We start from the raw sequence: 14113 nt of genomic DNA, 5'->3' as shown, positions 1-14113 counted from the left end.
AGGGGAGGAGACGATGGACCGACTGGTCAAGGACGTGATGAGCGCCGAGGTCGCGACGGTGCTGCCGGAGACCTCGCTGGCCGAGGTCGCGCAGCTGATGCGTGATCAGGACATCGGGGACGTGGTGGTCGCGAGCGACGACTTCGTGGTCGGGGTGATCACCGACCGGGACATCACGGTGCGCGCGGTCGCCGACGGGGCGGATCCGCTGGCGCTGAGCGCGGGTTCGGTGTGCACCCCGAACCCGGTGGTGATCGGCCCGTACCAGCCCGCAGGGCAGGCCGTCGCGCTGATGCGGCAGTACGCCGTGCGGCGGCTGCCGGTCGTGCTGGAGGACCGGGCCGTGGGCGTCGTGAGCCTGGGGGACCTCGCCCTGGAGCGGGATCCGCACTCGGCCCTGGCGGACATCAGCCGGGCGGCTCCCGACCGCTGACGCCTCCGTGCGCCGCACGCGGGTGCGCGCCCTGCCGGGCGGGGCACCCGCGTGCGGGAGGGGCGGACCGGATACGGGTGGGGGCGTTTGGGCCCACGGTGGCGGGGCACCCGCACCGTGTGCTTCGGACCGGAGGCACGCCGCAGCAGCAGGATCCCCTGCCCTGGTCGCGCGGCGGTGCCCCGGCATCCGCGAGCGTCACCGCCCCGCCGGGCCGGGCAGGTCCCACCCCTTGAGGAGCCCTGTGACGCCCATGCGCCCTTCCCGTCATCCGCACGACGACGCCCCCGACACCGCCGACGTGTTCCGCCGCATCGCCCGGCTGCCGAAGGGGCCGGAGCAGGACGAGCTGCGCCGCCGGGCCGTGACGGCCTGGATGCCGATGGCCGAGCGCCTGGCCGTGCAGTTCCGCAACCGTGGCGAGTCCGCCGAGGACCTGCAGCAGGTCGCGGCCCTCGGCCTGGTCAAGGCCGTCCACCGCTACGACCCCGACCGCGGGACCGCGTTCGCCAGCTTCGCCGTGCCCACCGTGGTCGGCGAGATCAAACGGCACTTCCGCGACCACCTGTGGGGCGTGCACGTCCCCCGGCGCGTGCAGGAGCTGCGCAACCGGGTCCGGCGCGTGCGCAACGAAATGCCGCCCGGCCCGGACGGGCGCGGCCCGGACGTCCGGGAGATCGCCGAACGGGCCCTGCTCAGCGAGGAGGAGGTGCGCATCGGCCTGGCCGCCATCGACAGCTACTCCACGCTGTCGCTCGACGCCGAGCGGCCCGGTTCCGAGGGGCGCACCATGGTCGACGCGCTGGGCTCCGCCGATCCGGGCATGGACCTGGTCGTGGACCGGGAGGCGGTCAAGCCGCGGCTGCGGCGGCTGCCGGAGCGCGAGCGGGAGATCCTCTACCTGCGCTACTTCCGCGACATGACGCAGCGCCAGATCGCCGAGCGGCTGGGCATCTCCCAGATGCACGTCTCGCGGCTGCTCAGCCGGACCTGCACGAAGCTGCGCACCGAGATCATGGCCGGGGGCTGAGCGGCGGGCCCAGGGCCAGGCCCGTGTGGCGCGCCACCCGCTCCAGGACCCCCGCCTCCGGCATGGAGAACGGTCCGGGCCCGCCCGGCTCGCCCGTGCGGAAGAGCGTCAGGACCGCGGCCACCGCCGCCTCGGCGGGGCGGCGGACCGGCAGGCAGACCAGCGACGCCACGGCGGCCCGCGCGATCAGTGCGGTGCCCTCCTCGTCGTGGCCGAAGCAGGCGGCGTCCTCGGGCCGCACCCGGACGGTGACCACTCCCCCGGCCGCGGCCTCGACCACCACCGGGCAGGAGGCCGGGTCCTGGGCGAGGACGGCGGCGGCCGCGCCGTCGCCCCCGGCCGCCGCGGGGGCGGCCACCGCGATCCGCCGCAGCGTTCCGCCCTCCGTCACGAGGTCGGCTATCGCCCAGTCGGCGACGGTCCCGCGCAGGGCCCGCGTCACGGCCTCCAGCACGGCCGCCGGCTCCCGGCTGCCGGCCGTCAGCAGCGCGGCCGTGACCTCGTCGAGGGTGTCCAGCAGCAGCGTCTCGCGGGTGGCCTCGGACAGGGCCCGCCGCGCGTCGCCGCCGGTGCCGTCACCGGCGGCTGCCGGGCGGGGCGCCGGGACACCGTGGCCGGGGGCCTGGAAAACGGTCAGGACGGCGTGGTGCGTCTCGCCCGGCGGGCGCAGCGCGACCAGCGTCAGCTGCCGGCGGTCGCCCGGGGCGCCGTCGCCCGGCACCAGGTCGACGACGATGCTGCGGTCGCCGTCCCCGCGGGCGACGGCCGCGGCCTGGGTGCGCAGGGCCGGCCGGTCGGCCGGCTGGAGGAACGCGGTGAGGGAGCGGCCGGTGGCGTACCCCGCGCCGACGCCCAGCAGCCGTGCCGCGCCCTGGTTGAGCCGGCGTATCGCACCGTCGCGGTCCAGCAGCGCCACCGGCAGGGGCAGCCGCTGGAAGAGGGCGCGCAGCAGCTGTTCCTCCTGCCGGCCCGCGACCGCCCCGGCGCGGGTGCGGCGGGCCAGCTCGTCGTGGCGGGGCCCCAGCACGTCGGCGGCGTAGCGCAGTTCGGTGAGAGCGGCCTCCAGGGCCCGCAGCCGCCGGTCCGGCGGCAGCCCGCGGACGCCTTCGAGTTCCCGGACCCTCGCCCGGAAGTCCGCCAGTTCCTCACCGAAGCCGTCAGGCCCACCACCACTCATGGGGGCACGATAGTGCGCCCCGCCCCACCCCCGGCACGCCAATCCGGAGCCGGCTGCGGAGGGACTCCTGCGGAGGGGCTTCCTCGGGGGCGAAGTGCACGGCCGCCGGGCCGGGCGGGCCGCGACCTCGCAGGCGCCCGGGCCCGGCACGCCGCTGCGGAAGCCCCTCACGAGCGGCCGCCGCGCGGGCTCACCGCCGCTGCGGGGCGCGCGGTCACCGGGCCGGGCGGGCACCGGCCTCACAGGCGCCCGGGCCCGGGCGATCGAGCCGCGGCCGACTGCAGGAGCCTCTTCATGGCTGGCCGCCGGGCGGACTCACCGCCGACGCGGAGCGCACCGCCGTCGACGCCAGGCCGGCACCAGCCTCACCGGCGCCCGGGCCCGGCACACCGCGCCGGAACCGGCTGCGGGAGCCTCCTCACAGGCGGCCGCCGGGCGGACTCACCGCCGGGGCGGAGTGCGCGGCCGCCGAGCCGGGCCGGCGCCTCGGGGGGCGGCCCGCGTCGCTCAAGCGCGGCCGTGTGCGCGGGCGTACTCCGCGCGGCGCAGCAGGCGGCGGCGTTCGGCCTCGCACGTGCCGCCCCACACACCGGAGTTCTGGCCCGTGCGCAGGGCGAAGTCCAGGCACTGGGCCCGCACCGGGCAGCGGCGGCACACCTTCTTGGCCTCCTCCTGCTGCTGCACCGCGGGGCCCACGGTCCCCACGGGGAAGAACAGTTCCGGGTCCTCGCGGGTGCACGCCGCGTGTCGCAGCCATTCCATCTGCCCTCTCCTCCCTTCCTTCTCGTGTGCCTCTCGGGTGTCCTACGTCTGCGTCCGTCGCCCGGCGCGGGTACCCGCGGGCCGTGGCGGGAAACGAGGGTTGACGGTTCGGGGCGCCGTGCGGAGCGGCCGTTTCCGCTGCCCCGCGGTGGGCAGGTGCCCTGCATGGAAGCCATCGCCGAGACCCAGGCGGGGGCCCTGTCGGCGGGCGCGGAGCTGCTCGGCGACATGGCGGACGCCCCCTGGGGGCAGCGGATCGCCCGGCTGACCGAGCTGGTCCCCCGTCTCGTACCGGGCGTCTGCGGCGCGACGACCACCGTGTGGGACGGCAGCGCCGAGCCGCCGACCACCGCGACCCACCCCGACCTCGCCGACCTCGTCACCGTGCAGTTGCGGGCGGCGGACGGCCCCATCCCCACCGCGCTGGGCACCCATGAGCCCGTGCACGCGGACGACCTGCTCACCGACGAGCGCTGGCCCCGCTACCGGGCCAGTGCGCTGGGCACCGGCATCCGGGCCAGTGCGACGCTGCCCTTCCGCCGCGAGGGAGTGAGCGTCACCGTCACCCTCTACCGGCTGCGCCCGGGCGGGCTGGCGCACGCCGCGCAGGGGCCGTCGGCCCTGCTCGGCCAGTTGCTCACCGACGCGGTCGCCCGGGAGAACCGCTACCGCCGGGCGCTGGCGACCGTCGACCAGCTCGACGCGGCCCTGCACTCGCGGGCCGTGATCGACCAGGCGTGCGGCATCGTCATGCACGTCCTGGGCTGCGAGGCGGACACCGCCTTCGGGGTGCTGCGCCGCATCTCCCAGCACACCAACCGCAAACTCGCCGACCTGGCGCGCACGGTCGTCGACAGCCGGGGACGGGACCTGGCCGGGCCGCACGCCGCCGGGGGCGCCCCTGCGCGGCCGTACGACCGAATGGCGCAGGCGGGGTTTGCCGGGCGGTGATGGCGGCTAGACACGAGGCGCCCGCTGACGAACGGCAGGTCTCGGCACAGACTTCGCCCGGCACACGGAGAAGCGATGCCGCAGCTGAAGGACCGGACGCCGGCCGCCGGGACCTCCGAGAGCACGGACAGCCCCCGCACCAGGCTGGGCGTCCGGCTCCTGGGCTACCTCACCACCACCGACCACAAGGTCATCGGGAACATGTACTTGGTGACCGCGTTCGCCTTCTTCCTGCTGGGCGGACTCCTGGCGATGCTGATGCGCGCGGAGCTGGCCCGGCCGGGGCTGCAGATCTTCAGCAACGGGCAGTACAACCAGCTCGTCACCATTCACGGCACGGTGATGATGCTGCTGTTCGCCACCCCGATGTTCGCGGGCTTCGCCAACGCCGTGATGCCGTTGCAGATCGGCGCGCCCGACGTCGCCTTCCCCCGCCTGAACGCGCTGACGTACTGGCTGTTCCTCTTCGGCGGGCTCACCGTGGTCTCCGGCTTCCTCACCCCCGAGGGCGCGGCGTCCTTCGGCTGGTTCGCCTACGCGCCGCTGAACAGTGCGGTGCGTTCGCCGGGAGCGGGCGGTGACCTGTGGGCGATGGGCCTGGTGGTCGCGGGGATGAGCACCACGCTGGGCTCGGTCAACTTCATCGCCACCATCGTCACGCTGCGCGCCCCGGGCATGACGATGTTCCGGATGCCGGTCTTCACCTGGAACATCCTCTTCACCTCCATCCTCGCGCTGCTCGCCTTCCCCGTGCTGACGGCGGCGCTCCTGGCCCTGGAGGCGGACCGGAAGTTCGGGGCGCACGTCTTCGACGCGGCCAACGGCGGGGCGCTCCTGTGGCAGCACCTGTTCTGGTTCTTCGGCCATCCCGAGGTCTACATCGTCGCGCTGCCCTTCTTCGGCGTGATCACCGAGATCATCCCGGTCTTCAGCCGGAAGCCGCTCTTCGGCTACGCCGGGATGGTCGGGGCGACGATCGCCATCACCATGCTGTCGGCCAGCGTCTGGGCCCACCACATGTTCGCCACCGGTGCCGTGCTGCTGCCCTTCTTCTCGCTGCTGTCCTTCCTGATCGCCGTTCCCACCGGCGTGAAGTTCTTCAACTGGATCGGCACGATGTGGAAGGGCTCCGTGTCCTTCGAGACCCCGATGCTGTGGGCGACCGGCTTCCTCGTGACGTTCCTGCTCGGGGGCCTGAGCGGGGTCCTCATCGCCTCCCCGCCCCTGGACTTCCAGGTGACCGACTCCTATTTCATCGTGGCCCACCTGCACTACGTGCTGTTCGGCACGGTCGTCTTCGCGATGTTCGGCGGCTTCTACTTCTGGTGGCCCAAGTGGACGGGGCGCCTGCTCGACGAGCGCCTGGGGAAGGTGCACTTCTTCACGCTGTTCGCCGGCTTCCAGCTCACCTTCCTGGTCCAGCACTGGCTCGGCGAGGGCGGCATGCCGCGGCGCTACTCCGACTACCTCGCCGCGGACGGCTTCACCACGCTGAACACCCTCTCCTCCATCGGCTCGTTCCTGCTGGGCCTGTCCACCCTCCCCTTCCTCTACAACGTCTGGCGCACCGCCCGGTACGCGCCCCGGGTGCGGACCGACGACCCCTGGGGCTTCGGGCGCTCCCTGGAATGGGCGACGTCGTGCCCGCCGCCCCGGCACAACTTCGTGGCCCTGCCCCAGGTGCGCTCCGACTCCCCCGCGTTCGACCTGCACCATCCCGAGGCGGCGGCGCTGCCCGCGGCGGGGACGGCCGGGCCCGTCGCCGGGCCGCACGGCGGGAGCGGCGCATGAAGACCGAGGCGTGGCTGTTCGGCGGGGTCGCCGGTTTCTTCCTCGTCACCGACGCCGGTTACGCGTGGTGGTCCGGGCGGGAGCCGGCCGGCACGGCCGCCCTGACGGTGTCCTTCCTGATGGCCTCGGTGGTGTCGTTCTTCTTCACCGTGAACTACCGCCGCCGCGGCCCGCGGCCGGAGGACCGCGAGGACTCCGCGATCGCCGACCGTGCGGGGCCGCTCGACTTCTTCCCGCCGCACAGCGCCTACCCGGTGCTGACCGCGCTCGGCGTCGCTCTGCTCGCGGTGGGTGTCGTCTACGGGCTGTGGCTGTTCGTGGTGGCCGTCGGGATCCTGGGGGCCGGGGTGGCGGGCATGGTCTTCGAGTTCGTGGACCGCGACTAGCCCCACGGCCGTACGGCCGCTCGCCGGCCCGCGTCAGTCCTTCGTCTCCGTGGCCTTCTCCAGCACCGGCTCCTGGAGCCGGCCGGCGATCTGGCGCCGCTGCTCGGCGGTGGCGGGCATCTCCACGCGGTCGCGGTAGTACCAGGAGCTGAGCGCCACCCGCAGCCGGGTGCGGCGCGGCGCCCGGCCCCCGGGAGAGGGCAGCGGCGCGGGGACCTCGCGCACCAGCAGCCGGTAGCCCTCCTGGGCCGTCAGCGGCTGGTGGCCTTCGCCGAGCCCCCCGGAGACGTTCTGCTCCACCTCGCCGGTCTCCTCGCCCTCCGTCAGGCGCCGCCGGTCGCGCGCCTGGAGCGCCAGGCACAGCCGCTTGGTGGCCCAGAACGCCAGCACGGGCCCGACGACGACGAGCACCCGCAGCGTCCAGGTCAGGCTGTTGACGGAGAGCCGGAAGCTGTAGGCGATCACGTCGTTCCCGCCGGCCAGCAACAGCAGCCCATAGCAGACGACGGCCGCCACCCCGAGCCCGGTGCGGGTGGGACGGTCGCGGGGGCGGTCGCACAGGTGGTGCTCGGTGCGGTCGCCGGTGACCCACTTCTCGAACCAGGGGTAGGCGTACAGGATCATGAACAGGACCCCGGGCAGCACCACGGCCGGCACCAGGACGTTCCACATCAGGGTGTGCCCGGCCACCACGTCCTCCCAGGGCGGCATCAGGCGCAGGGCGCCTTCGAGGAAGCCGACGTACCAGTCCGGCTGGGCGCCGGTGGCGACCTGGTCGGCCCGGTAGGGGCCGTAGTTCCACACCGGGTTGATCTGGCCGAGGGCGCCGAGGAGGACGAGCGCGCCGGCCACCATCATCATCAGGCCGGCGGACTTGGCGGTGAAGTGCGGGAACATCGGCATGCCCACGGCGTTGCGGTTCGTCCTGCCCCGGGAGCTCCAGTGGGTGTGCTTGAGGTAGACGACCAGGTAGAGGTGGAGGGCGACCAGCGCCAGCAGCACGCCGGGCACGAACAGCACGTGCACGACGTACAGGCGGGGGATGACGAGGTCGCCGGGGAACGGGCCGCGCCAGATGAAGGAGCTCAGGTAGGTGCCGACGACCGGGATGGACATCACGATGCTGTTCGCGGTCCGCATGCCGGTCCCGGACAGCAGGTCGTCCGGCAGGGAGTAGCCGCAGAAGCCCTCCAGCAGGGCGAGGAGGAACAGCGTCACGCCCACGGTCCAGTTCGCCTCGCGCGGCCTGCGGAAGGCCCCGGTGAAGAAGATGCGCAGCATGTGGACGCCGATCGCGGCGACGAAGACCAGCGCCGCCCAGTGGTGCACCTGCCGGATGAGCAGCCCGCCGCGCACGTCGAAGCTGAGGCCGACCGTGGTCGCGTACGCCTGGGACATCCGCAGGCCCCGCAGTGGGGCGAAGGAGCCCTCGTAGACGGTCTCGGTCATGCCCGGGTCGAAGAAGAGGGTCAGGTACGTGCCGGTGACGACGAGGACGACGAGGCTGTAGAGGGCGAGTTCGCCCAGGAAGTAGGACCAGTGGTCGGGGAACGCCTTGCGCATCAGCGCACCGGCGGTCTCCGTGGCCGGCAGCCGCCGGTCCAGGGCCTCGAAGCCGGCCACCGCCGCCGCGCGGGCCGCCTCCTTGGCCCTCTCCTTCCGTTTCCGGAACAGCATCCGTCACGCTCCTCGTCGTCCGGCGCGGCCGGGGCCCGCCGCGCCGCCGCGGCTGATGGGTAACCGGCCCCCGGTCCGGCTAATCGCCGCCCGGCCGGGGATTAGGCAGAACAGGGGGCCGCGCGCGCAGGTTTCCGCCGGGCGTGACGGGTCACCCGTGCGGTGGGGATTTCCCGGCTTCCGGTGTCCGCGCGGGGAGGAAACTCGGATGGACCACGCACAGGCGCCCATTCTTCAGGCGCTCGCCGACTACCACGGCCGTGGCCGGCTGCCGTTCACGCCGCCCGGCCACAAGCAGGCCCGCGGCGCCGGCTCGTTCGTGCGCCAGGGGCTGGGGGACGCGGTCTTCCACGCCGACGTCCTGGCCTCCGGCGGACTGGACGACCGCCGCACCCGGGGACGGGTGCGGGAGCGGGCCGAGGCGCTCATGGCCGACGCGGTCCACGCGGAGCACACCTTCTTCACCACCTGCGGCAGTTCCCTGTCGGTCAAGGCGGCGATGCTCGCGGTCGCCGGGCCGCACGAGGAGGTGCTCCTGGGCCGGGACGCGCACAAATCCGTGGTCTCCGGGCTGATCCTGGCCGGGATCCGCCCGGTGTGGGTCGACCCGCAGTGGGACGCCGCCCGCCATCTGGCGCACCCCCCGTCGGCCCAGGCGTTCGAGGACGCCTTCCGGGCGCACCCCGGCGCCCGCGGGGCGCTGGTCACCAGCCCGACGCCGTACGGCTCCTGCGCGGACCTCGCCGGGATCGCCGAGGTGTGCCACCGCCGTTCGCTGCCCCTGGTCGTGGACGAGGCGTGGGGCGCCCACCTGCCCTTCCACCCCGGGCTGCCGGCGTGGGCCATGGACGCCGGGGCCGACGTCTGCGTGACCAGCATCCACAAGATGGGCAGCGGGCTGGAGCAGGGCTCGGTCTTCCACCTGCAGGGCGATCTGATCGAGGCGGCGGCCCTCGCCTCCCGCGCCGACCTGCTGGGCACCACCAGCCCTTCGGTGCTGATCCTCGCCGGCATCGACGGCTGGCGGCGGCGGATGGCCCTGCACGGCCGCGAACTGCTGGGCGAGGCGCTGGAGCTGGCCGCGGCGGTCCGCGCGGACATCGAGCTCGTCGACGGGCTGCACGTGTACGACCGCGCCGACTGCACCGGGCCCGGCCTGGCGGCGGACCTCGACCCGCTGCCCGTCGTCATCGACGTGGCCGCCCTGGGCACCACCGGCTACCGGGCCGCGGACTGGCTGCGCGAGCACCACCGCATCGACCTGCACCTGGCGGACCACCGCCGGATCAGCGCCCAGCTCACCCACGCCGACGACGACGGGACGACGGCCGCCCTGCTCACCGCCCTGGGCGAGCTCGCCCACCGGGCCGAGGAACTGCGCCCCGCGCCCCGCGTCCTGGTCCCGGCGCCGGAGGAACTGCGGCTGGAGCAGGTGTGCCCGCCGCGCGAGGCGTACTTCGGCCCGGTGGAGGACGTACCGCTGGACCGGGCCGCCGGGCGCATCGCCGCCGAGATGCTGACGCCCTATCCCCCGGGCATTCCCGCGGCGCTGCCCGGCGAGCTCCTGACGGCCCCCGTCCTGGACTACCTGCGCAGCGGCGTCGAGGCCGGCATGCACCTTCCGGACGCCGTCGACCCGGCACTGCGCACGGTCCGGGTGTGCAAGGGCACCGATCGGCGCAACACACCGGGCGGGAGCCGCCTCCGGGGGTGAGGCTGGGCACGTACGCACCGGAGGTGTGACGTGCCCGCAGCCCGGCGAAGGGCGACCGGCCGGGCGGCATGGTGCCGCACCGGCGTCCTGCCCTGGATATCCCCGACCGCCCTGTCCCTGACCGTCCTGGTCACCGTCCTGCTCCTGCTCCTGCCACCGGCCGCGCCGCTCGCGTCCGCCGTGCCCGCCGGTACGACGGCCCGGCCCGGGGCGGCGGCGCGGCCGGCGCCCGCCCCGGAGCGGCGGGCGGGGCCCGTGCGGCGCTTCACCCATCCCGGCGTCCTGCTCAACCGCGCCCAGCTCGACGCGGTCCGGGAGCGGGCCGCCGGCCGGGCCGAGCCGTGGCGTTCGGCCTACCGGGCGATGCGCACCGACCGCTACGGATCCCTCTCCTACACGCCCAGGCCCACCTCGGTCGTCCGGTGCCCGCCGGGCTCCCGCCCCGGCCGGGGATGCGTGGAGGAGCGGCAGGACGCGCTCGCCGCCTACACGCACGCGCTGCTCTGGTACATCACCGGGAAGGCCGCGCACGCCGACAAGGCCGTGCAGATCATGGACGCCTGGTCCGCGGTGCTCGACGACCACACCGAGGGCAACGCCCCCCTGCAGGCGGCCTGGGCCGGCAGCTCCTGGGCCCGGGCCGGCGAGATCGTCCGCTCCACGTACGACGACTGGCCGCGCAGCCGCGCACGGCGGTTCGCGACGATGCTGCGCACCGCCTACCTGCCCCAGGTCACGGCGGACGTCGCGGACTACAACGGGAACTGGGACCTGGCGATGACGGACGCCGCGATGGGCATCGCGGTGTTCCTCGACGACGCCGACGCGTTCGACGCGGCCGTCGTCCGCTTCCGGGCCCGCGTCCCGGCGTACTTCTACGTGCGCGACGACGGGCCGCTGCCCCAGCGGCCGCCGCACAGCAGCATCGGCAGCGCGTCCGGGCTCAGGACGTACTGGTTCGGCCAGCGCAGGTTCGTGGACGGCCTCGCCCAGGAGACCTGCCGCAACTTCCGGCACGTCGGCTACGCCCTCGCGGCCACCGGCCACATGGCGGAGACCGCCTGGCACCAGGGCGTCGACCTGTACGCCGAGGCCGGCGACCGGCTGCGCGCGGCGCTGACCTTCCACGCCGGGTACCAGCTGGGCGACACCGTGCCCTCGTGGCTGTGCGGCGGGAGGCTGAGCACGGCGATGGGCCCGGACACGGAAGTGCTCCTCAACCACTTCGTCCACCGCGACGGGTCCCCACTGCCGGACGCCCAGCAGGTCGCCCAACGGCAGCGGCGGCACGGGGACACGGGCACCGACGACCTCTTCGTCGCCTGGGAGACGCTGACCCACGCCGGCAACCCCGGGTGACGGTTCGCCACCTCCGTCCGCCGGGTGATCGGCGTGTGCAAGGCTGGAGGCACCCCCCGGGGGCCACCGGCGCCGCGCCCGGCTCCCGGTGCACGGAAAGGACGGGGCATGTTGCAGCACAGAACCGTTGGCGATCTGATGACCCACTCGGTCGTCCGGGTCCAGCGCGGCACGCTGTTCACGGAGATCGTGCACGTGCTGCACGAGCACGACATCACCGCGGTGCCGGTGGTGGACGCCGAGGACCGGCCGGTGGGGGTGGTCTCCGAGGCCGACCTGCTGGCGAAGGCGTCCCGGCAGCCGGACCCTGCCGGGCTGTTCGAGCTGGACCCCGCGGGCCCGCTGGCGGGCCCGAAGCACGCGGCGACGACCGCCGAGGGCCTGATGACCAGTCCGGCCATCTGCGCCCGGCCCGAGTGGAGCGTGGTGGAGGCCGCCCGCGCGATGGAGGAGCACCGCGTCAAGCGGCTGCCGGTGACCGACGACACGGGCCGTCTGGTGGGCCTGGTCAGCCGTGGTGACCTGCTGCGCGTCTTCCTGCGCACCGACCGCGCCATCCGCGAGGAGATCATCGAGGACGTTCTCGTGCGCACGCTGCGCGAGCCGCCGTCGGCCGTCGGCGTCGAGGTGACCAACGGCCAGGTGCGACTGAGCGGCTCGGTGCGGCGCCGCAGCCTCGTCCCCGTGCTCGTGCAGCTCTGTCAGAGCGTGGACGGCGTCGTCAGCGTCGACCACCACTTGAGCGCGGAGGCCGAGGACACCGAGGCGGGCGGCGCCGGGGGCGAGTGAGGGCGGGGTCCGTCATCCGCTCCGTTCGCCCGCGTCCGGCACCGGGTCGTGATGAATGTGCGCGGCGGACACGCCCAGCTCCCGCAGGCGGCGCACCGTGACGCGCACCATGCCCGGCGGGCCGCTGACGTAGGCCCGGTGGCCCGTCCAGTCGCCGTGGCGCGCGAGGGCGTCGGCCACGGTGCCGTTGCCCGCCCCCGGGCCGGAGCCCTCGTCCAGTACCGGCACCACGCGCAGCCAGGGCCTGCGGCGCTCCATGGTGGTCAGCCACTCGGCGTCGTAGAGGTCGGCGCCGTGGCGGGCGCCCAGGAAGAGGTGGACGGTCCGTCGGCCGGTCCGGCGGACGGCCAGCTCTTCCAGGAGGGCCTTGACCGGGGCCAGTCCGGTGCCGCCCGCCACCAGCAGCAGGTCGTGGTCCCCCTCGTCGTCCAGCGTCATCGTCCCGGCGGCCGGACCGAGCCGCAGGGCGTCCCCGACGCCCGTGCGGGAGACGAGCGCCTCGCTCACCCCGCCGGTGCCGGTCCGCCGGACGTGGAACTCCAGGACGTTGTCGGGGCGGGGCGCGCACGCGAGGGAGTACTGCCGCCAGGCGTGCGGGAGCAGCGGCGACTCCAGGGCCCCGTACTGGCCGGGGCGGTAGGGGTAGGGCTCGTGGGTCCTGACGCGCAGCACCGCGAGGTCGGGGCGGCGCAGCTCGTGTCCGACCACCACCGCGTGCCAGTACGGCGGCTCGGTGAGGGCGGCGTCCGCGCCGGCGACCATGGCGGCGACGGCGGAACGCAGCATGCGCAGCCAGGCCCGCTCCAGCTCGACGGTCCACTGCCCGCCCGCCTGGCGGCGTAACGCCTCGCGCAGGGACGCTTCGAAGGCTTCGTAGTGCACCGGCCGGACCCCGAGCTTGCGGTGGTCGCGGCCCAGCCGGGTGAAGGTGCCGGTCACCTCGTCCGGCCGGTCCAGATGGTCCGTCAGGTACTGGAACATCCGGGCCAGGTGTTCCTGCTGGAAGGCCATGGATTCCGGGAACAGCGACCGCAGGTAGGGCCAGCGGCGGAACATGACGTCGTAGAGGTGGGTGATGAGCTCGTCGAAGGGGGTGACGAGGTGGAGCCGGTCCAGGATCAGCTGCCGGTCGGTCTCGTCCGTGCCGGGGCAGTCCGCCGGGCTCCGGCCGGCCGCGGCGCCGGACGAGGGGGAGGGGCCCGGTGCGAGCAGCTGCCGGCGCAGCCGCATCGCGTCGTGGCGGGCGAGCAGCGCGTAGTAGTCGTTGCCCCGGGGGGTGTTCACGGGCGGGTTCTCCTTGTACTGCGTACGCATGGGCGCTCGGGGGCCTTCAGGGGCAGAGCGCACGGCAGTATTTCACCCGTGAAACATGCCCGATGGGCCCGGGATGACAGGGCCGTTCGGCCCTGGCGCGATCGCCGGACGGTACGTCAGGAGGCGTGTCCCGCACGGGTGGTGAGCGCGAGGACGGGCAGGATCGCGAGGGCGAGGAGGCCACCGCCCACCGCCAGCGTGGGGTAGCCGCCGGAGGCCACGACCAGGCCGGACGCCATGCCTCCGGTGGCGCCGGCGACGGCTATGCCGACGTCGACCAGGCCCTGGGTGGCGGCGCGGCTGGCGAGCGGCACGGCGTCGGTGATGACGGCGGTGCCGCTGACGAGGCCGAAGTTCCAGCCGATGCCGAGCAGGACGAGCGCCGCGGCGAGGGCGGGGGTGGAGTGTGGTGGTGCGAGGGCCGCCAGGAGGCCCGCGGCGAGGAGGGTCAGGCCGGAGGCGGCCGCGACCCGCAGCCGGCCGATGCGGTCGACGAGGAGGCCGGAGAGCGGCGAGGGCAGGTACATCGAGCCCACGTGGAGGGCGATGACGAGGCCGGCCGCCTCGGTGCTGTGGCCGTGGGCCGTCATGTGGACGGGCGTCATCGTCATGATGGCGATCATCACGAGCTGGCTGAGGACCATGACCGCGGTACCGGTGGCGAGCCCCCGGGTGCCGGCGCGCGGGGCGGGCGCCGCCTGCGGGGTGCCGGGGGCCGGATCCCCTCCGG

General features: G+C 74.5%; 13 protein-coding genes. 8 read left to right on the top strand and 5 right to left on the bottom strand.

Annotation, left to right across the window (positions count from 1 at the left end; translation table 11 throughout):
• Positions 1–13 precede the first annotated feature (13 nt).
• On the top strand, positions 14–433 hold the full coding sequence (locus LE181_RS27925) for a CBS domain-containing protein (RefSeq protein WP_225664284.1): 420 nt from the start codon (positions 14–16) through the stop codon (positions 431–433).
• Positions 434–686: 253 nt separating this feature from the next.
• Positions 687–1463, top strand: a complete 777-nt coding sequence (locus LE181_RS27920) for a SigB/SigF/SigG family RNA polymerase sigma factor (protein WP_225664282.1) — start codon at positions 687–689, stop codon at positions 1461–1463.
• Here the strand turns inward: LE181_RS27920 and LE181_RS27915 are convergent.
• Both LE181_RS27915 and LE181_RS27910 read right to left on the bottom strand, forming a co-directional pair.
• Positions 1447–2640, bottom strand: coding sequence for a PAS domain-containing protein (locus LE181_RS27915; protein WP_225664281.1), 1194 nt, complete (start codon positions 2638–2640; stop codon positions 1447–1449). The two genes, LE181_RS27920 and LE181_RS27915, sit on opposite strands and share 17 nt — an antisense overlap.
• A 507-nt stretch (positions 2641–3147) precedes the next feature.
• Complete coding sequence (locus LE181_RS27910; RefSeq protein WP_225664280.1) at positions 3148–3402, bottom strand: WhiB family transcriptional regulator; 255 nt, start codon at positions 3400–3402, stop codon at positions 3148–3150.
• Between the two features lie 165 nt (positions 3403–3567).
• Between LE181_RS27910 and LE181_RS27905 the strand changes: the two genes are divergently transcribed.
• The 3 genes from LE181_RS27905 (at position 3568) to LE181_RS27895 (ending at position 6530) form a co-directional block, all read left to right on the top strand.
• On the top strand, positions 3568–4353 hold the full coding sequence (locus LE181_RS27905) for an ANTAR domain-containing response regulator (protein WP_225664279.1): 786 nt from the start codon (positions 3568–3570) through the stop codon (positions 4351–4353).
• A 75-nt stretch (positions 4354–4428) separates the two neighbouring features.
• Positions 4429–6144, top strand: a complete 1716-nt coding sequence (gene ctaD / locus LE181_RS27900) for an aa3-type cytochrome oxidase subunit I (RefSeq protein WP_225664278.1) — start codon at positions 4429–4431, stop codon at positions 6142–6144.
• Positions 6141–6530 carry a cytochrome c oxidase subunit 4 gene (locus LE181_RS27895; RefSeq protein WP_225664277.1) on the top strand — a complete coding sequence of 130 codons (390 nt, stop codon included), beginning with the start codon at positions 6141–6143 and terminating at the stop codon, positions 6528–6530. Before ctaD ends, LE181_RS27895 begins: the two co-directional genes overlap by 4 nt.
• Before the next feature lie 33 nt (positions 6531–6563).
• On the opposite strand, the gene qcrB is transcribed toward LE181_RS27895, so the two are convergent.
• Positions 6564–8207, bottom strand: coding sequence for a cytochrome bc1 complex cytochrome b subunit (gene qcrB / locus LE181_RS27890; RefSeq protein WP_225664276.1), 1644 nt, complete (start codon positions 8205–8207; stop codon positions 6564–6566).
• 208 nt (positions 8208–8415) lie between these two features.
• Between qcrB and LE181_RS27885 the strand changes: the two genes are divergently transcribed.
• The 3 genes from LE181_RS27885 to LE181_RS27875 all read left to right on the top strand — a co-directional run bounded on the left by LE181_RS27885 (position 8416) and on the right by LE181_RS27875 (position 12069).
• A complete protein-coding gene (locus LE181_RS27885) occupies positions 8416–9921 on the top strand; it encodes an aminotransferase class I/II-fold pyridoxal phosphate-dependent enzyme (protein ID WP_225664275.1) in 1506 nt (501 codons plus the stop codon).
• 126 nt (positions 9922–10047) lie between these two features.
• Complete coding sequence (locus tag LE181_RS27880) at positions 10048–11280, top strand: alginate lyase family protein (RefSeq protein ID WP_372458519.1); 1233 nt, start codon at positions 10048–10050, stop codon at positions 11278–11280.
• Positions 11281–11391: 111 nt separating this feature from the next.
• Positions 11392–12069, top strand: coding sequence for a CBS domain-containing protein (locus tag LE181_RS27875; RefSeq protein ID WP_225664283.1), 678 nt, complete (start codon positions 11392–11394; stop codon positions 12067–12069).
• A 12-nt stretch (positions 12070–12081) separates the two neighbouring features.
• On the opposite strand, the gene LE181_RS27870 is transcribed toward LE181_RS27875, so the two are convergent.
• Together LE181_RS27870 and LE181_RS27865 are read right to left on the bottom strand one after the other, a co-directional pair.
• A complete protein-coding gene (locus LE181_RS27870) occupies positions 12082–13353 on the bottom strand; it encodes a globin domain-containing protein (protein WP_225664273.1) in 1272 nt (423 codons plus the stop codon).
• Positions 13354–13499: 146 nt separating this feature from the next.
• The coding region (locus tag LE181_RS27865) for an MFS transporter (RefSeq protein WP_225664272.1) at positions 13500–14113 on the bottom strand (614 nt) is incomplete at its 5' end.

Source organism: Streptomyces sichuanensis, from assembly GCF_020328095.1.
Taxonomy (GTDB): domain Bacteria; phylum Actinomycetota; class Actinomycetes; order Streptomycetales; family Streptomycetaceae; genus Streptomyces; species Streptomyces cinnamoneus.
Note: the sequence above shows the minus strand (reverse complement) of the source record. Positions and strands in the feature narration are given on the sequence as shown.

Excerpts from the sequence above, each read along its gene's own strand:
- LE181_RS27925 (WP_225664284.1), top strand. The coding sequence starts at position 14 with ATGGACCGACTGGTCAAGGACGTGATGAGCGCCGAGGTCGCGACGGTG.
- LE181_RS27920 (WP_225664282.1), top strand. The coding sequence starts at position 687 with ATGCGCCCTTCCCGTCATCCGCACGACGACGCCCCCGACACCGCCGAC.
- LE181_RS27915 (WP_225664281.1), bottom strand. The coding sequence starts at position 2,640 with ATGAGTGGTGGTGGGCCTGACGGCTTCGGTGAGGAACTGGCGGACTTC.
- LE181_RS27910 (WP_225664280.1), bottom strand. The coding sequence starts at position 3,402 with ATGGAATGGCTGCGACACGCGGCGTGCACCCGCGAGGACCCGGAACTG.
- LE181_RS27905 (WP_225664279.1), top strand. The coding sequence starts at position 3,568 with ATGGAAGCCATCGCCGAGACCCAGGCGGGGGCCCTGTCGGCGGGCGCG.
- ctaD (WP_225664278.1), top strand. The coding sequence starts at position 4,429 with ATGCCGCAGCTGAAGGACCGGACGCCGGCCGCCGGGACCTCCGAGAGC.
- LE181_RS27895 (WP_225664277.1), top strand. The coding sequence starts at position 6,141 with ATGAAGACCGAGGCGTGGCTGTTCGGCGGGGTCGCCGGTTTCTTCCTC.
- qcrB (WP_225664276.1), bottom strand. The coding sequence starts at position 8,207 with ATGCTGTTCCGGAAACGGAAGGAGAGGGCCAAGGAGGCGGCCCGCGCG.
- LE181_RS27885 (WP_225664275.1), top strand. The coding sequence starts at position 8,416 with ATGGACCACGCACAGGCGCCCATTCTTCAGGCGCTCGCCGACTACCAC.